Source organism: Luteimonas changyuni, from assembly GCF_039548395.1.
Classification (GTDB): Bacteria; Pseudomonadota; Gammaproteobacteria; order Xanthomonadales; family Xanthomonadaceae; genus Luteimonas.
Map to the genome: position 1 here is coordinate 90,214 of NZ_JBCLUZ010000010.1, position 16,368 is coordinate 106,581.

Consider the following 16,368-nt stretch of genomic DNA (forward strand, 5'->3'; position numbering starts at 1 on the left):
CGTGATTATACGGCGCGGGCGCGACTGGTCCCGGCGCCGCGCGGATCAGAGAATCCCGTAGTCGCGCAGCTTGCGGCGCAGGGTCGCACGGTGGATGCCGAGCATGGCCGCGGCGCGGCTCTGGTTGCCCTCGCAGTGGTTGAGCACTTCGACGAACAGCGGGATCTCGAGCTCGCGCAGGGCGATGTCGTACAGGTTTTCCGCATCGCAGCCGTCGAGGTCGCGGATGTAGCGGCGCACGGAGTTCGCCACGTGCTCGCGCAGCGGCGCCCGTTGCGTGCCGCGTGCCTGCGGCTCGTTGCTGTCGGCGGCGTTCAATCGGACCCCTGGACCATGTCGCGCAAGCGCGCGATCGGAAACGAGTTTAACGCGCGCCGGGCGCGGCTGCCATCGGCCCGGCGCCATCGTGGAAATCGAATGCGAAGCCCACCGCACCCGGGCCCGGCTCGAGCACGTCCATGCGGATCATTGCGCCCTGGCCGCTGCCGAGCAGCTCCGTGGGCGGCTCGCCGCCGAGGTACTCCGCGGCGGTGAATGCGCGCGTGCCGAGCGGGCGGCCGTCGATGTCCGACAGCGTCAGCACGATCCCGGGCCAGGGCTGCGGCCAGGCGGCGTCGTTGCGGAAGCTGGCGGCGATGCGCAGCGCATTGGCGGCCTGTGGATGCGGACGCACGTCGCGCTCAAGCAGGACGAACGCGGTGGGCTCGCGCCACGGTGGCAGGCTGCAGCGCAGCAGCCCGCAGGCGCGCGCGACCACGGGCCGCCAGGCCGGGTCGGCGGCCAGGCGCGCGCGGTCGGCGAGCAGCCACTGCAGCAACAGCAGCAGCGCCAGGGCGACGATGGCGGCGGGCAGCGCCCAGGCGCGGCCCGGGCGTGCCTCCGGGATGGCGGTGCGCCGGGTGCGCGCGAAGCTCGGGGCGGTGCGGCCGATGGCGCGCCGCGGCGCGGCCGCAGGGGCGGCCGCAGGGGCGGTTTCCCGCGGGCCGGACGCGGGGGCAGCTTCGGCTTCCGCTTCCGCTTCGGTTTCGGCTTCGGCTTCAGCTTCAGCTTCCGGTGTCGGTGCGGGCGCGGGTTCCAGGCCTGGCCCACCGGTGTCCGCTGGCTCCTGGTCCTCCGCCGGCGCCGTGCTCGCCAGCGGTGTCTCGCCCCCCTCTTCATTCGCTGCCCCGGATCCATCTCCCGGCATGTGCACCGCCGTACCTTCAGCAGACCCGTCCGGCGCTGCTTCAGGCGGTCCGTCATGCGCCAGGGCGGGCGGGTTCGGCATGGGCGTGGTCACCGGCACCTGCAGCAGCGTGGCGAGCGATATCGCGGGCTGTGCAGCGCCGTCGTCCGCCGGGTTCCCGGCGCTTGTCGCCGGCCCGTCGAACGCTTCCGAAATCGCCGCCGCCACGCCGCTGCGGGCATCGCCCACCGGGGCGACCGCGCCGCCGGGAAGATCGCGCAGCGGTGCCGCGCAGCGCGGACAGCGTTCCGGAGGGAGGTCGCTGGCCGGGTCGGTGGCGACCAGGCCGCGGCAGGAGGGACAGTTGACGAACATGTGCCCTATTCAAGCACGCGCGCTGCGCGGCGGGCAGCCGTCAGCGGCGCCGGATGCCGTCAATGCGAACCCAGTCACCTTCGATCGCGACCGAGAGCCCGTCGAACCATTCGCCATAGCGCGCGAGCAGTGCTTCCTGCTGGCCGTCGAGGATGCCCGACAGCGCCAGCCGGCCCCCGGGTGCGACGCGCGCGGCCAGGGTGTCCGCCAGCGCATCCAGCGCCGAAGCGAGGATGTTGGCGACCACGACCGGCCATGTGCCATCGGGTGCCTCCGCCGGTGCGTATACCGACAGGCGCTCGCCCACGGCGTTGCGCGCGGCGTTGTCGGCGGTGGCGAGCAGCGCCTGCGGATCGTTGTCGATGCCGGTGGCGTGGGCGGCGCCGAGCTTGAGCGCGGCCAGGGCGAGGATGCCGCTGCCGCAGCCGAAGTCGAGCACGCCGACGCCGTCCAGCCGGCCGTCGGCGGCCAGGCCGTCCAGCCAGCGCAGGCACAGCGCCGTGGTGGGGTGGGTCCCGGAGCCGAAGGCGAGGCCCGGGTCCAGGCGCACGATGGCAGCGTCGTCGCTCGCGGCGCCGTCGGGCAGTTCGTGGTTCCAGGGCACGATCCAGGTGCGTTCGCCGAAGCGCAGCGGCACGTACTGGTCCATCCATGCGCGCTCCCAGTCCTGGTCCTCGACGTTGCGGAACGACACCCGGCTCCAGTCCAGGCCGGCGTCGAAGCTTTCCAGCGCAGCAAGCAACAGCAGGGGGTCGGAGTCGTGCGGGAACAGCGCGCTCAGCGAAATCGCCCCCCACAGCGGCGTCTCGCCGACGCCGGGCTCCAGGATCGCGCGCTCGTTGCCGGTATCCGCGTCCGCATCCAGCATGGTCACCGCCAGTGCGCCAACGTCGTCGAAGGCGTGCTCGTAACGGGGCTGTTCCGATTCGCGGCAGTGCAGGGTCAGTTCAAGGAAGGGCATCGCGCGGGGCCGGGCCAGGGGAGCGCCATGGTACCGGCCGGCGCGTCGGGTTTGCCGGCTCGGGAGTGTCCCGGGCCGGCAACAGGGCTCAGGGGCCCGGCACCAGGGTGTCGACCTCGTATGCGGTGCCGCGGCCGGTGCCGTCGGCGCGCAGCGTGGCGGTCCCGTTCACCGGGGACCTGGTGGACAGTACGGTGAACGAGTACAGCTCGCCCCAGGCCAGCGAACGGCCGCCGGAGCCCGCGCTCCATTCGATGCTGTCGGTGCCGGCCTCGAAGGCCCAGTCGTTCGCCGCGTCGAGGTCGCCATCGCGGACCGTGGTGGCGGTGACGGCGTCAGCCGATGCGGTGGCCAGCGCAAAGGCGTCGAAGCCCTGCGTGGAGTGGATGCGCAGGTTGGGCGAGCTGCCTTCGGTTTCCGCGAACGCGAAGTCGAAGTTCATCAGCGCGTAGTGGTACTGCCAGACGCCGCCCGCCAAGCGCTTGGCCTTGACCGCCAGCTTGGCGTGCGAATCGCCCGACACGAGCTCGGTGATGAGCTTGCGCTCCTTGCTCGGGTTCATGTGCGGGTTGCGCGGATTCATCGGAACAGTGGTGCCGAACCAGCGGTCGATGGCCGAGCCCAGGCGCTCCGCGCTGGTGCCGATGTTCCAGATGCTGCCGGTCCACGACGGGTTGGTCACCTTGGTGGACATCGAGTTGTAGATGTCGATGTCCTTGCGGGCCACGTACCAGGATTCGAACATCCAGGTGGCGCCCGGGTTGGCGGCCGGCGACACCTGCGACTCGTTGACCAGCAGGCGGTGGGCGTAGTTGTCGCCCGGCGCGGTGTTCTGGACGCCGTTGCAGTCCGGATCGAACACCGAGCCGCAGCGCCCCCAGAGGCCGGAGGAGGGCAGGATCTCGTCGCGCGAGGTCATGCCCTGGGTGTAGTCGTTGTTGCCGACGGAGTAGGTGTCGGTGCAGCCGCGGCCGAGTGCGTGGCCGTGATGGTCGTTGCTGTCCAGGCAGCCGCCGTTGGTGGTCAGGTAGGCGTGCTTCACGCCCGAGCGGCCGACCTGCTCGAAGCTGCCGTCGGCGTTGGTCCGGTACATGTTCCAGATCAGGTAGGGATGCTGGTCGTTGTTGTACGGGGCCGAATTGCCGGAGAACTTCTGGTGCCAGGGAATGCTGGCCGTCCACATCGCGCTGCTGGTGCCCAGCGGGTCGTTGGGCACGGTGGCGGCGATGTTGCCCTCGTTGACGTTGTTCTTCAGCGTCGCCGACGGCGCGATGGCCATGGTGCCGCTGCCCGAGGTTCCGCTGCAGCCCTGGCAGCGCAGGTACTGCGCGAAGGTGCTGAGCATGAAGATGTCGTTCTGGTAGGTGCCGCCATCGGGCGCCGGATCGCCGTCCCAGGTGATGTGGTTGGCCTGCGGCTGCAGGTCGCCGCTGCCGCGCAGCTGCACCGGCACGTCGAGCTGCAGTTCGGCGATCGCCATGCCGGCGGCATACGGGGCGCCCAGGCGCTTGGCCAGGCGTTCGCTGATGCGGACGTCGGAGGAGCCGATGGTGAACGACGCCGGATCGTCCAGCAGTTCGTGCATCACATGGTCGACGTGGAACCAGGCCACGCCCTTGGCGTCGATCAGGTCGAACTCGGGCTCGGCGCCGCGCTTGACCGCGCGTGGCACGAGGCGGAAGCCGTCCAGGTCGATGCTGCCGCCCTTCAGCTGCACCACGTAGCCGCCGCGGGCCTGGAGGGCACCGCCGGCCATTTCACGGGCGTAGCCGTTGTCGACCATGAAGCGCATCTGCCGGGCGTCCTGCAGCGCGAAGCGCTCGGAGCCGTCCGAGGTGGGCTGGCCATGGATGGAGGCGGGCACGATGCGCATGCCGAGGTCGCCGGCAAGGTCATGGTTCCAGCGGATGCCGATGTCGCCCCCGCCGACGCTCCAGGGCCTCTCGGTCGTGGTGTTTCCAGTGGTAGCGCCCTTGGGCGCGGGCGCAGCGGTGCGTGGCTGTGCGAATACGATCCCGGCGGTGGCCGTGGCCAGAAGGCCGCCCAGCACGACGGTGGCGACCCTGCTCTTGCGAACGCGCATCGATCCTCTCTCCCTTGTCGTTGGTACCGGCCCCCGTGCCCGGTGAACGACCGAGCATAGGCGAGGTGGCCGGAGCCACCAAGGTGCGGTGCGACATGGTGCCGGCCGGCGGAAACCGCCGCCGTCCGGCAGGACGGGCGCTCAGAGGATCGAGAGCGAGTTGTCCTTGCGCTCGGTCAGGCGCTTTTCGAGGTAGTGGATGTTGCGCCCGCCCTCCTCGAAGCCGCTGTCGGCCAGGATCCGCTGCTGCAGCGGGATATTGGTGCGGATGCCGTCCACCACCATCTCGCTGAGCGCCACGCGCATGCGGCAGATCGCCTGGTCGCGGTCGGCGCCGTGCACGATCAGCTTGCCGATCATCGAGTCGTAGTTGGCCGGCACCCGGTAGCCCTCGTAGACGTGGCTGTCCACGCGCACGCCCGGCCCGCCGGGCGCGTGGAAATGCTGGATCAGCCCGGGCGAGGGCATGAAGCTGTCCGGGTCCTCGGCGTTGATCCGGCACTCGATCGCGTGGCCGCGGATCACCACGTCCTCCTGGCGGATCGACAGCGGCCGCCCGGCGGCGATCATCAGCTGCTCGCGGATCAGGTCGATGCCGGTGACCATCTCGGTGACCGGGTGCTCCACCTGGATGCGGGTATTCATTTCGATGAAATAGAAGCGGCCGTCCTCGAACAGGAATTCGAAGGTGCCGGCGCCGCGGTAGCCGATGCGGATGCAGGCGTCCACGCAGACCTGGCCGATCTCGGTGCGCATCGCGTCGGTGATGCCGGGTGCGGGTGCTTCCTCGACGACCTTCTGGTGGCGGCGCTGCATCGAGCAGTCGCGCTCGCCCAGGTGGATGGCCTTGCCCTGGCCGTCGGCCAGCACCTGGATCTCGATGTGGCGCGGGTTCTCGAGGAACTTCTCCATGTAGACCATGTCGTTGCCGAAGGCCGCCTTGGCCTCCTGCTTGGTGGTCGCCACGGCGCCGGGCAGCGCGGCCTCGGTATGCACCACGCGCATGCCGCGGCCGCCGCCGCCGCCGGCCGCCTTCACGATCACCGGGTAGCCGATGCCGCGCGCCAGGCGGATGTTCTCCGCGGCGTCGTCGCCCAGCGGGCCGTCCGAGCCGGGCACGCAGGGCACGCCGGCGGCCTTCATGGCCTTGATCGCCTCCACCTTGTCGCCCATCAGGCGGATGGTGTCGGCCTTGGGGCCGATGAAGATGAAGCCCGACTGCTCCACGCGCTCGGCGAAGTCGGCGTTCTCGGCCAGGAAGCCGTAGCCGGGGTGGATCGCCTGGGCGTCGGTGACCTCGGCGGCGGCGATGATGCTGGCCATGTCGAGGTAGCTCTGCGGCGAGGGCGCCGGGCCGATGCACACCGATTCGTCGGCCATGCCGACGTGCTTCAAGTTGCGGTCGACGGTGGAATGCACCGCGACCGTGCGGATGCCCAGCGCGTGGCAGGCGCGCAGGATGCGCAGCGCGATCTCGCCGCGGTTGGCGATGACGACCTTGTCGAGGGGCATGTCGTCGGGCCTCAGCCGATCACGAACAGCGGCTGGTCGAATTCGACCGGCTGTCCGCTCTCGCCCACGATCGCCAGCACCGTGCCGGCAACGTCGGCCTCGATCGGGTTGAACATCTTCATGGCTTCGATGATGCCCAGCGTGTCGCCGGCGCCGACGGTCTGGCCCACGGTGACGAAGGCCGGCTTGTCCGGCGCGGGCGATGAATAGAAGGTGCCGACCATCGGCGAACGCACCACGTGGCCGTCGGGGAGCGCAGGGCCGGTGGGTTCGGACGGACGACCGCCGGTGGCGGCCTGGACCGGTGATTGCATCGGCATCACCGGGTCCGGCTGCGGGCCGGCCTGCACGAACTGCGGCTGCGGCTGCGACGCGTAGCCGCGCGGCGTACGTGCAAGGCGCACGGACTCCTCGCCTTCCTTGATCTCGATCTCGGCGAGGTTGGAGTCCTCGAGCAGGTCGATCAGCTTCTTGATTTTTCTCAGGTCCATGCGGGCCTCTCAGGTGGTGCCGGCAGTGGCGCCGGCAGTGGCAATCGGGAAGTGCGGGCGGGACTCAGCCTGCCGGCGCAAGGCGGGGCAGGGCCGCATCCAGGGCAAGCCTGTAGCTGGCGGCGCCAAAGCCTGCGACCACGCCTACGGCCAGGTCGCTGAAGAAGCTCTGGCGGCGGAAGGGTTCGCGGGCGTGCGGGTTGGACAGGTGGACCTCGATGAAGGGGATCGCGACCGCGGCCAGCGCGTCGCGCAGCGCCACCGAGGTGTGGGTGAAGGCGGCCGGATTGATCAGGATGAAGCGGGTGCCGTCGCCGGCAGCGGCCTGCACGCGGTCCACCAGCACGTGCTCGGCGTTGGACTGCAGGCTCTCGAACGCCAGCCCCGCCGACTCCACGCGCGCGCGCAGCCCGGCGTCGATCGCGGCCAGCGTGTCGCGGCCATAGATCTCCGGCTCGCGGCTGCCGAGCAGGTTGAGGTTGGGGCCGTGGAGGACAAGAAGCCTGTCCATTTCCGATGCCGATCCGCCTTCGCGAAAAACGGCGGTCAGTCTGCGGCAAGCGGCGGATCGTGTCCAGATCGCCGAAGTTTTGCGAATTAGCCCAGTTTTAAACGCTCGTTTGATTCACTCGCGGCTGCGCGCCCAGTCGTCCAGCTCGCCATGCACGAAGGGACCGATGCGCTGCTTGAGCAGCTGGCCGTCGGCCGAGACCAGCACCGTATACGGCAGGACCCCGCGCTGGTTGCCGAGCTGGACGCCGGAATCGCGCGGACCCGCGGCGTCGATCAGGATCGGATAGCGCACCGGGATGCGCTCCAGGAATTCTTCCACCGCCGCCTGGTCGTCGAGCGCGATGCCGATCACCTGCACGCCGTCGTCACCCTGTCCGGCGGTGAAGCGGTCGAGCTCGGGCATCTCCTCGATGCAGGGACCGCACCAGCTGGCCCAGAAATTGACCAGCAGCGGGCGGCCCGCGAACTCCGCGGGCAGGGTGCGCGGACGGCCGGACAGGTCGGGCAGGGTAATGGTCGGCACCGGGCCGCCGCGGGTCGCGATCGCGAGGTCCGCGGGTGGCACCGGGGCCACGGCATCCATCGCGTGCTGCACCGCGCGCTGCCCGAGCTCGGTGCGCAGCAGCGGGCCGGGGCCGTTCACCGCCAGGCCGGCCACCACGCCAAGGACGCCCGCGGCCAGCGCGACAAGCAGGATGCTGCGCGTGCGCATCAGCGTACCGCCCGTTCAAGCGCCGCGACGGCAGTGTCGGGGTCGAGCACGGCCGGCAGCACCTGGCCTTCGCCGCCGTCGCCCGGATAGACCACGTACAGCGGCACGCCGACCGCGCGGTGCTGCTCGAGGAAGGCGCTGATCTCCGGATCGACATTGGTCCAGTCGCCGACCATGTAGGCGGCGCCGGTGCGTGCCAGGGCGTCCCTGAAGGCATCGCCGGACAGCGTGCTGCGTTCGTTGGCCTTGCAGGTCACGCACCAGTCGGCGGTCATGTTGACGAACACCGGGGTGCCGGCGTCGCGCAGGGCGCGCAGGCGCTCGGCGGAGTAGGCGACGCTGCCGCCTTCGGCCCCGGCCACCGCCGCCACCGGCGGCGGCATGCGGCCAACCAGCCACGCGGACGACAGCGCCACCAGCAGCAGCGCGATCGCCGGCAGCCGCCGCAGCCAGCCGCCGCGCATGCGCGCGCGCTCCAGCCACCACAGTGCCAGCGCCATCATCGCCACGCCCGCGGCCACCACGGCCATGGCATCGACGCCGCGCTGGCGGCCCAGCACCCAGGCCAGCCAGATCGCGGTGAGGTACATCGGGAAGGCCAGCACCTGCTTGAGCGTGTCCATCCACGCGCCTGGCCTTGGCAGGCGGTCGGCCAGCGCCGGCACCAGGCCGACCAGCAGGAACGGCAGCGCCAGGCCCAGGCCCAGGGCCAGGAACACCAGCAGCGCCGCGGCCGGCGAAGCGGAGAAGGCATAGGCCAGCGCGCCGCCCATGAACGGCGCGATGCAGGGGCTGGCGACCACGCAGGCGAGCACGCCGGTGAAGAAGTCGCCAACCGGGCCGCTGCGCGCAGCCAGGCCCTGGCCGAGATTGGCGCTGCCGCCGATGCTGAACACGCCCGACAGGCTCAATCCGACCGCCGCCATCAGCAGCACCAATGCGGCCACGAAGCCCGGCTGCTGCAGCTGGAAGCCCCAGCCCAGGGCCTGGCCGGCGGCGCGCAGCGCAAGCACCGCCAGGCCGACCACCGCGAACGCGACCAGCACCCCGGCGGTGTACCAGAGCGCCTGGCGGCGGGCGTGGGCGCGGCTGGCGCCGCCCTGGGCCAGGCCCAGCACCTTGAGCGAAAGGATCGGCAGCACGCAGGGCATGAGGTTGAGCAGGATGCCGCCGGCCAGTGCCAGCAGCAGGGCCAGGCCAAGGCCGCCGCCGCCCGCGGTGGCCGGCGGGCTGCTGCGCGCGGCGTTGTCGGCGGCCGCGTCGGCCGTGGCGCCGGCTGTGCCGTCGACGGGCGCCGAAGCGTCCGCGGCCGCGGCGTCCGGCGCATCGGGAGTGCCGGCGGCTGCGGCCCGCGCGTTGGCGGCAGCTGCGCCGTCGATCGCCGCGGGTCCGTTGGCGGCGCCGGTGGTGGCCGGGTCGCTGGCCACCGTCGTTGCGCCCGCGGTGGCTCCCGTATCCGCGGTGCTTGCCGCCGTCGCCGTGGTGCTTGCCGCCGTCGCCGTGGTGCCTGCCGGCAGCGACACGCGCACGCTGCGGGTCATCGGCGGATAGCAGATGCCGCCATCCTGGCAGCCCTGGAAGGTGGCGGTGAGCGTGGCCTCGCGCGGCTCGCCGTGGCTGCGGCGCAGCGGCAAGGGCACGTTGACCTGGTCGAAATAGACCACCACCTCGCCGAAGTATTCATCGTGGTGCGCGACCCCGCGGGGCCAGCGCGGCGCGCCCGCCTGGATGCCGTCGGCCTCCAGCGTGAAGCTGCTGCGGTCGCGGTAGAGGTAGTAGCCCGGCGCCGGGGTGAAGCGCATCAGCAGGGTATCGCCACCATCGGCAATGGCTTCGAAGGCGAAGGCCTGCGCTTCCGGCAGCGGCAGCGGGCCGGCCACACCGGCGCTGGCCAGCGCTGCACTGCCGCCGGTACCGCCTGTGCCCAGCGCCCGGCCCAGCGCGGCGAAGCCGGAATCGGCCTGCCTCGGCGCCGCGGCTGCGGCGGCCGGCAGTGTGACCGCCACCGTGCGCGTCTGCGGCGGATAGCAGATGCCGACGTCGGCGCAGCCCTGGTAGCGGATTTTCAGCTCAGTGCGTGCGGCCGTCGCGGTCCCCGGGAGCAGGCCGGCCACGCGGCCGCGATAGGTTTCGACGTCGCCGAAGAACTCATCGGTATACGGCGTGCCGGCGGGCAGCTGCAGCCCGGCCGGGTCGGCGCGGAAACCATCGTCCACGGGCTCGGCGCCCATGCGGTGGCGATAGAGGTAGTAGCCCTCGGCGATCGTCCACTCGAGCTTGATGCCACCCGTCGCGCCAGCATCGACCCGCAGCACGAAGGCCTCGTCCACCGGCAGCAGGTCGTCCATGCCGATCGCGGCCAGGACCGTCGCCGGCGCCAGCAGCGTCGCCAGCGCGAGGAAGGTTGCGCACATCCATCGCCAGGCCGGCGGCGTGGCGATCGACCTCCCGGTGCGGACGTCGGGGCAGTTGCAGCGGTGCGGGAGGGCGGTCATCGGCACGGACAGGCGGCGGGCGGCAGGAGCCGGACAGGGTAGCCGACCCGGGCCGGCCGGATCCCTGCGGTCGCGGAACGCAGCAGCCCGGATGCGCCCCGGTGAATGTCCGGAAGACCGGCCGCGACCAACTCCGGCGCCGGGTCATGTCCCGGCCTGGCGAGGAGGCGCAGCCGCGATCGCGGGCCGCTTGCATTGGCGATGCTGCTCGCCGGCATCGGCACGCTGCTGCCATCGCCGGCGCATGCGGCGAAGAAGGTCATCGACGCAGACTGCGAGGTGCACGCGCAAGGCGCCGGTTTTGACGCCGCAGCGCTGGAAGGCGGTCAAAAGCGTGTCCGCCATCACGCTTGGCCCGCGCGACGTTCTTCTATGGTGGCGTGGCGGCGCCCGCAAGGCGCCGCATCCATATATGAGGAGAGACCCATATGTACAGATCGATCTGCCTCGCTGCAGCCGGCGTCCTGCTTCTGGGCGCGACCCAACATGCGCAGGCACTGGACCTGCTCACTACGACCGGCTCGGGCCCTGTCGGCAACTGCCAGGCGGCGCTGCCCGTTTTGAAGGACTGATCCGCAAGCGCCCGCTCGCCGTCGTCAATGAAAGCGATGCGCCGGCCTTCGTGACCTGTGCGCTTGCCAACGAAGAAGTCTCCCTGAACGTGCAGAGCTTCAGTACGCGCATCAGCAATTCGTCGACAGCTCCGGTCACGGTGACCTGTACGGCGGTGGTTGGCGATGAGCTTGCAACTGCCAGCTACATCCCGAAATCGATCACGTTGGCCGGCGGTACGGCCGGGGACCTGACATGGTCAGGTGCCGATGCCGGCGGTCTGTTGACGTCGAAGTCGATCGCGTTGAGCTGCAGGCTGCCGCCGATGGCCGCCCTCAACCGGAATCGCATCACCACGCTGCTGTCGCTTATTTGATCGTGCAAACGCAGAGGGGCGCCGGATATCCCGGCGCCCCTTCTGTTTGAGCCGCTTCCCTGCATGAACGGGAAGCCGGGCGCGTGCCGTCAGCGCATCGCCTTCAGCTTGCGGCCGGTGGGTGCGGCAGCTGCCGGCACCGGAGCCACGGTTCCACGCGCGCGCGGATCACGCAGTCGCGGGTTGCGGGGCTCGCTCGCCGGTGGCGTGGCGAGTTCGCAGGTCGCGGGCGTGCTCGAGGTGAACAGCGCCTGGGTGCCCCATTCCGGATGGTCGATGAAGGGGTTGCGGTTGCCCTGGTGGGCGGCGACCACTTCGTTGCGGGCGCGCTCGGCGTCGTCCGGCGGGTCGGCAAGGTGCCATTCGACCAGGGTCGACAGCAGGCCCATGTAAGCCGGTGACGAGGTGGTGCCGACGATCCTGCTGCGGTCGTCGGTGAGTTCCAGGTCGGGCTCGGACTGGTTGGTGGTCGGGTGCGTGCCGCCCTCGTAGCGGATCGCCATGTACATCACCGCACGCGCCATGTCGCCCTTGCGCGCGCCCCAGGGTTCGAAGGAGCCCTGGTTGCCGTTCGGACCCATGACCCAGTTCGAATTGCCGGGATAGACGCCGGTGCCGCCGCCGCGGCCGTTGTTGAACTCCGTCGGCCGCTCGCCGCAGTTCGACGACTGTGGGCAATCGGCGAAGGGCATGTTGCCGCGGTTGGAGTTGTAGACCTCGTCGCTCAGGTAGAGCATGTGCGCGTCGGTATACGGCGAGTGCGGATAGCCCATGTCGCCCACCCGGTCCGGGAAGCCGAGCGAATTCGGCCAGGTGTGCTCGCGGTTGTACTTGTTGCTGCCGCCGCTGCCGGCACGGTCGGTGCCCTTGACGTAGCTGCGGTTGCGATAGACGTCGAGGATCTTGCCGGCGTCGTTGGGGTCCTCGTCGGCGACTTCGAGGATCGTCCAGGTGGTGATGCCGCTGCCGCTGTAGGGATAGGCGACATGGCCGCGGATGGTCTCGTGCAGCGAGCAGCGCAGCTGGTCGGGGCTGGAGTCGTTGACCAGGCCGTAGTAATCGCCGTCGCCGCCACCGCCGCCGCCGCCCGAACGCTTCACGTTGAAGTCGATGACGGTGTCGGCCTCGGGCGCAGCGTCGTCGAGATCGAGGATGAAGCCGGCGTCGACCCGCAGCGAACAGGCCTGGCCCGGCACCAGCGGAGACGAAGGCGTCAGGGTGAAGCTGGTCGCCTGCGCGACGTGATCGAGCCCGGGTGCGCGATGGCGGGCCGGGCCTTCGCAGGCCAGGGTGAACGCGCCGGGCTGGGCGGCCACCGGCTCGCTGAAGGTGACCTTGAGCTCGGCCGCGTACGGGAAGCTGCTGGAGCCCTGCGTCGGGAAGGTCTCGACCACCCGCGGCGCGGCATTGCCGGGCTCGCCGAAGGACTGGTCGTTGTTGCATGCGTCGAAGGTCTCGCTGGCGGCCTCCGCCCAGGCGAAGTCGGCGTAGACATTGCCGGTGCCGCCGAGCTGCAGCGAATGGCCGATCGGGGTGCTGCTCGGCTGCATGACGCCGATATCGGTGCTGCTCATGCCGGCGGCGGGGCCGTTGCTGGCGGTCATCACGCCTTCGTAGCTCAGGAACTGGACCACGGCGCCCTGCGGATCGACCAGGGCAATGCCGTCGGGCGCGCCGTTCTGCACGCCGTTCTCGGGGTAGTTCACCGTGGCGAAGCGGACCTTGCCGCCGCAGGCCGAGAGCGTGCCCTCGGGCAGGGTGTCGGTGTCGTAGGAAGCGCCGTTGCTGCCGTTGTAGAGCACCAGCTGGTAGCCGGCGAGGCTCTCTCCGGCGCTGCCGACGACCTCGATCGCCTCGCCGACGTCGGTGTCGATGTTGTCGTAGTGGATTTCGTTGATGAAGACTTCGGCCTGGGCCGGCAGCGTGGCGGCAACCGCCAGCGCGATCGCGCAGCAAAGCCGGGAACTGACAAGACGCATTGGGTAACTCCCCTTTGTGGACCACGCAATCTAACCGTCAAATATGACGACGGCCAGACAAGGACACACCATTCCGTCAATCTGCACGCCAGCGCGACGCGGCAATCGTATTCTTGTGCGGTCAAATCTCCCCATTCATCCAGGTCGTCCCATGCCCGCTCCGATCCGCCCCGCCATCCTCCGCGCCGGACTGGCCGCAGCCCTGTTCGCGCTCGCGCTGCCTGCCGCTGCCGCGACCGGCATCGAGGTCGCCGCCGGCGGCTCCAAGACCACCGAGCGCGAATTCACCAAAGTGGCCTCGGTCGCCTGGCTGCCGGAACTGCGGGAGCTGGACAACGCGGTACTCCGCGGCGAGGTTGGCGCCATCCACGTCGACGGCCGCGGCCAAGTGCGTGGCCGGGACCTGTCCGACAGCGTCGTGGTCGGCTTCGTCGGCCTGCGCTACGAGCGCACCGACAACGGCCTTACGCTTGGTGCCGGCGTCGGCGCCCAGTCGGGCGAGACGGACGCCCTGTCCGGCGATCCGCAGTTCGTCACCACCGCCGGCTGGCGCTGGGGCCGCTTCTCGCTGCTGCTGCGCCATATCTCGAACGCGAGCCTGCACGCCCCCAACAACGGCGAAACCATGGTTGTCGGCGCCTGGCGCTTCTGAGCCGCGTCTTTATTTCCCGCGGGGCCCTTGAACCCCGCCAACGCCCCCCCATCTTGCGGACATCCCGGCGCTGCCGGGTTTTCGCGGCGCGCGTTTTGGCACTCGGCAGGTCCGACTGCTAGACTCCGCGACCGATTCCTGTTTTTGTCAAGTAAAATCAATCACTTGTGAGGATTGTCATGAACCTGAAGCCGCTTTACGACCGCGTAGTGGTCAAGCCGATCGAAGCCGACGAAATCTCCGCCGGCGGCATCGTCATCCCCGACAATGCCAAGGAAAAGCCCACCAAGGGCGAAGTGATCGCCATCGGCGAGGGCAAGGCCCTGGACAACGGCAGCCTGCGCGCGCCGAAGGTCAAGGTCGGCGACAAGGTCATCTACGGCCAGTATTCGGGCTCGGCGTACAAGCACGAAGGCACCGAATACAAGATCGTCCGCGAGGACGACATCCTCGCCATCGTCGGCTGAGCGCGCGTCAAGCGCATCGCAACCCCCATTCCCTGATCCAGTTCCGAGGAAACAACAATGTCCGCGAAGGAAATCCGCTTCGGCGAAGACGCGCGCGCCAAGATGGTGCGTGGCGTCAACGTGCTTGCCAACGCCGTCAAGGCAACGCTTGGCCCCAAGGGCCGCAACGTCGTGCTCGACAAGAGCTTCGGCGCGCCCACGATCACCAAGGACGGCGTGTCCGTCGCCAAGGAGATCGAACTGGCCGACAAGTTCGAGAACATGGGCGCGCAGATGGTGAAGGAAGTCGCCTCGCGCACGTCCGATGACGCCGGCGACGGCACCACCACCGCGACCGTGCTGGCCCAGGCCTTCATCCGCGAGGGCATGAAGGCGGTCGCCGCCGGCATGAACCCGATGGACCTCAAGCGCGGCATCGACCAGGCCGTCAAGGCCGCCGTGGAAGAGCTGAAGAGCATCAGCAAGCCGTCGTCGACCTCGAAGGAAATCGCCCAGGTCGGCACCATCTCCGCCAACTCCGACGCCAACATCGGCGACCTGATCGCCCAGGCAATGGACAAGGTCGGCAAGGAAGGCGTGATCACGGTCGAGGAAGGTTCGGGCCTCGAGAACGAGCTCGACGTGGTCGAGGGCATGCAGTTCGACCGCGGCTACCTGTCGCCGTACTTCATCAACAACCAGCAGTCGATGTCGGCCGAGCTGGATGATCCCTTCATCCTGCTGCACGACAAGAAGATCTCCAATGTGCGCGACCTGCTGCCCGTCCTCGAGGGCGTGGCCAAGGCCGGCAAGCCGCTGCTGATCGTCGCCGAGGAAGTCGAGGGCGAAGCCCTGGCGACCCTGGTGGTGAACACCATCCGCGGCATCGTCAAGGTCGTGGCCGTCAAGGCCCCGGGCTTCGGCGACCGTCGCAAGGCGATGCTGGAAGACATGGCCATCCTCACCGGTGGCACCGTGATCAGCGAGGAAGTCGGCCTGTCGCTCGAGAAGGCGACCATCAACGACCTCGGCCGCGCGAAGAAGATCCAGGTCACCAAGGAAAACACCACGATCATCGACGGCGCGGGCGAAGGCTCGGGCATCGAAGGCCGCATCAAGCAGATCAAGGCGCAGATCGAAGAGACCTCTTCGGACTACGACCGCGAGAAGCTGCAGGAGCGCGTGGCCAAGCTGGCCGGCGGCGTGGCGGTGATCAAGGTCGGTGCCTCGACCGAGATCGAGATGAAGGAAAAGAAGGCCCGCGTCGAAGACGCCCTGCACGCCACGCGTGCGGCGGTGGAAGAAGGCGTGGTCCCGGGCGGCGGCGTTGCGCTGCTGCGCGCCAAGACCGCGGTCGAGGCCCTGAAGGGTGCCAACGAAGACCAGAACCACGGCATCCAGATCGCCCTGCGCGCGATGGAAGCGCCGCTGCGCGAGATCGTGACCAACGCCGGCGAAGAGCCGTCGGTCATCGTCAACAAGGTCAAGGACGGTTCGGGCAACTTCGGCTACAACGCAGCCAACGGCGAGTTCGGCGACATGATCGAGTTCGGCATCCTGGACCCGACCAAGGTCACCCGCACCGCGCTGCAGAACGCGGCGTCGATCGCCGGCCTGATGATCACCACCGAAGCGATGGTGGCGGAGCTGCCGAAGAAGGACGAGCCGGCGATGCCGGGCGGCGGCGACATGGGCGGCATGGGTGGCATGGGCTTCTGATCCAGCCACGCCGCTGTACCGCGACACGAAGGACCCCGCCGCGAGGCGGGGTTTTTCTTTGGCTCTTCTCCCGATTGTGTGGAGCTTGCGGGTGATTGCTCCGGGAGGGAGTCCGGGAGGGTGTGCGCTGCCCGCCGTGGAGGCAGGGGGGATGCCCAGCCGGAATATGCGCATCCTGCTCCCAGTTCCGGCCGGGTGATTGCTCCGGGAGGGAGTCCGGGAGGGTGTGCGCTGCCCGCCGTGGAGGCAGGGGGGATGCCCAGCCGGAATATGCGCATCCTGCTCCCAGTTCCGGCCGCCGGCCATCCATGGCCGCCTCTGGGCATCCCCCCTGCCT

At 69.8% G+C, this 16,368-nt stretch carries 14 protein-coding genes; 4 read left to right on the forward strand and 10 right to left on the reverse strand.

Annotated features, from left to right (window positions below; genetic code table 11):
• Positions 1–45: 45 nt before the first annotated feature.
• The 9 genes from fis to WCD84_RS06225 form a co-directional block, all read right to left on the reverse strand.
• Entirely contained in the window at positions 46–318 is a 273-nt protein-coding gene (gene fis, locus WCD84_RS06185; RefSeq protein WP_343255794.1) for a DNA-binding transcriptional regulator Fis, read from the reverse strand.
• A gap of 46 nt (positions 319–364) precedes the next feature.
• The gene (locus WCD84_RS06190) at positions 365–1,540 is read right to left on the reverse strand and encodes a DUF3426 domain-containing protein (RefSeq protein ID WP_343280773.1); all 1,176 of its coding nucleotides are present in this window, start codon (positions 1,538–1,540) and stop codon (positions 365–367) included.
• Positions 1,541–1,580: 40 nt separating this feature from the next.
• The gene (gene prmA, locus WCD84_RS06195; RefSeq protein ID WP_343280774.1) at positions 1,581–2,501 is read right to left on the reverse strand and encodes a 50S ribosomal protein L11 methyltransferase; all 921 of its coding nucleotides are present in this window, start codon (positions 2,499–2,501) and stop codon (positions 1,581–1,583) included.
• Positions 2,502–2,589: 88 nt separating this feature from the next.
• Complete coding sequence (locus WCD84_RS06200; protein ID WP_343280775.1) at positions 2,590–4,584, reverse strand: hypothetical protein; 1,995 nt, start codon at positions 4,582–4,584, stop codon at positions 2,590–2,592.
• A gap of 141 nt (positions 4,585–4,725) precedes the next feature.
• A complete protein-coding gene (gene accC / locus WCD84_RS06205; protein ID WP_343280776.1) occupies positions 4,726–6,096 on the reverse strand; it encodes an acetyl-CoA carboxylase biotin carboxylase subunit in 1,371 nt (456 codons plus the stop codon).
• Positions 6,097–6,107: 11 nt separating this feature from the next.
• The gene (accB, locus tag WCD84_RS06210; protein ID WP_343255799.1) at positions 6,108–6,587 is read right to left on the reverse strand and encodes an acetyl-CoA carboxylase biotin carboxyl carrier protein; all 480 of its coding nucleotides are present in this window, start codon (positions 6,585–6,587) and stop codon (positions 6,108–6,110) included.
• A 64-nt stretch (positions 6,588–6,651) separates the two neighbouring features.
• On the reverse strand, positions 6,652–7,098 hold the full coding sequence (aroQ, locus tag WCD84_RS06215) for a type II 3-dehydroquinate dehydratase (RefSeq protein ID WP_343280777.1): 447 nt from the start codon (positions 7,096–7,098) through the stop codon (positions 6,652–6,654).
• 114 nt (positions 7,099–7,212) lie between these two features.
• Positions 7,213–7,812 carry a TlpA family protein disulfide reductase gene (locus WCD84_RS06220; protein ID WP_343255801.1) on the reverse strand — a complete coding sequence of 200 codons (600 nt, stop codon included), beginning with the start codon at positions 7,810–7,812 and terminating at the stop codon, positions 7,213–7,215.
• The gene (locus tag WCD84_RS06225; RefSeq protein WP_449280070.1) at positions 7,812–10,226 is read right to left on the reverse strand and encodes a protein-disulfide reductase DsbD family protein; all 2,415 of its coding nucleotides are present in this window, start codon (positions 10,224–10,226) and stop codon (positions 7,812–7,814) included. Before WCD84_RS06225 ends, WCD84_RS06220 begins: the two co-directional genes overlap by 1 nt.
• Positions 10,227–10,608: 382 nt before the next feature.
• Here WCD84_RS06225 and WCD84_RS06230 point away from each other — a divergent pair, with 382 nt between their 5' ends.
• Positions 10,609–11,235: a hypothetical protein gene (locus WCD84_RS06230; RefSeq protein ID WP_343280779.1), complete on the forward strand. Its 627-nt coding sequence runs from the start codon at positions 10,609–10,611 to the stop codon at positions 11,233–11,235.
• An 89-nt stretch (positions 11,236–11,324) separates the two neighbouring features.
• On the opposite strand, the gene WCD84_RS06235 is transcribed toward WCD84_RS06230, so the two are convergent.
• Positions 11,325–13,214, reverse strand: coding sequence for an endonuclease (locus WCD84_RS06235; RefSeq protein WP_343280780.1), 1,890 nt, complete (start codon positions 13,212–13,214; stop codon positions 11,325–11,327).
• Between the two features lie 151 nt (positions 13,215–13,365).
• Here WCD84_RS06235 and WCD84_RS06240 point away from each other — a divergent pair, with 151 nt between their 5' ends.
• The 3 genes from WCD84_RS06240 to groL all read left to right on the forward strand — a co-directional run bounded on the left by WCD84_RS06240 (position 13,366) and on the right by groL (position 16,031).
• On the forward strand, positions 13,366–13,866 hold the full coding sequence (locus tag WCD84_RS06240; RefSeq protein ID WP_343280781.1) for an acyloxyacyl hydrolase: 501 nt from the start codon (positions 13,366–13,368) through the stop codon (positions 13,864–13,866).
• A gap of 179 nt (positions 13,867–14,045) precedes the next feature.
• Positions 14,046–14,333 carry a co-chaperone GroES gene (groES, locus tag WCD84_RS06245; protein WP_343255805.1) on the forward strand — a complete coding sequence of 96 codons (288 nt, stop codon included), beginning with the start codon at positions 14,046–14,048 and terminating at the stop codon, positions 14,331–14,333.
• Positions 14,334–14,390: 57 nt separating this feature from the next.
• Positions 14,391–16,031 carry a chaperonin GroEL gene (gene groL / locus WCD84_RS06250; protein ID WP_343280782.1) on the forward strand — a complete coding sequence of 547 codons (1,641 nt, stop codon included), beginning with the start codon at positions 14,391–14,393 and terminating at the stop codon, positions 16,029–16,031.
• Positions 16,032–16,368: the final 337 nt, after the last annotated feature.

Excerpts from the sequence above, each read along its gene's own strand:
- groES (WP_343255805.1), top strand. The coding sequence starts at position 14,046 with ATGAACCTGAAGCCGCTTTACGACCGCGTAGTGGTCAAGCCGATCGAA.
- accB (WP_343255799.1), bottom strand. The coding sequence starts at position 6,587 with ATGGACCTGAGAAAAATCAAGAAGCTGATCGACCTGCTCGAGGACTCC.
- WCD84_RS06235 (WP_343280780.1), bottom strand. The coding sequence starts at position 13,214 with ATGCGTCTTGTCAGTTCCCGGCTTTGCTGCGCGATCGCGCTGGCGGTT.
- WCD84_RS06200 (WP_343280775.1), bottom strand. The coding sequence starts at position 4,584 with ATGCGCGTTCGCAAGAGCAGGGTCGCCACCGTCGTGCTGGGCGGCCTT.
- prmA (WP_343280774.1), bottom strand. The coding sequence starts at position 2,501 with ATGCCCTTCCTTGAACTGACCCTGCACTGCCGCGAATCGGAACAGCCC.
- aroQ (WP_343280777.1), bottom strand. The coding sequence starts at position 7,098 with ATGGACAGGCTTCTTGTCCTCCACGGCCCCAACCTCAACCTGCTCGGC.
- accC (WP_343280776.1), bottom strand. The coding sequence starts at position 6,096 with ATGCCCCTCGACAAGGTCGTCATCGCCAACCGCGGCGAGATCGCGCTG.
- WCD84_RS06220 (WP_343255801.1), bottom strand. The coding sequence starts at position 7,812 with ATGCGCACGCGCAGCATCCTGCTTGTCGCGCTGGCCGCGGGCGTCCTT.
- WCD84_RS06240 (WP_343280781.1), top strand. The coding sequence starts at position 13,366 with ATGCCCGCTCCGATCCGCCCCGCCATCCTCCGCGCCGGACTGGCCGCA.
- groL (WP_343280782.1), top strand. The coding sequence starts at position 14,391 with ATGTCCGCGAAGGAAATCCGCTTCGGCGAAGACGCGCGCGCCAAGATG.
- WCD84_RS06225 (WP_449280070.1), bottom strand. The coding sequence starts at position 10,226 with ATGTGCGCAACCTTCCTCGCGCTGGCGACGCTGCTGGCGCCGGCGACG.
- WCD84_RS06190 (WP_343280773.1), bottom strand. The coding sequence starts at position 1,540 with ATGTTCGTCAACTGTCCCTCCTGCCGCGGCCTGGTCGCCACCGACCCG.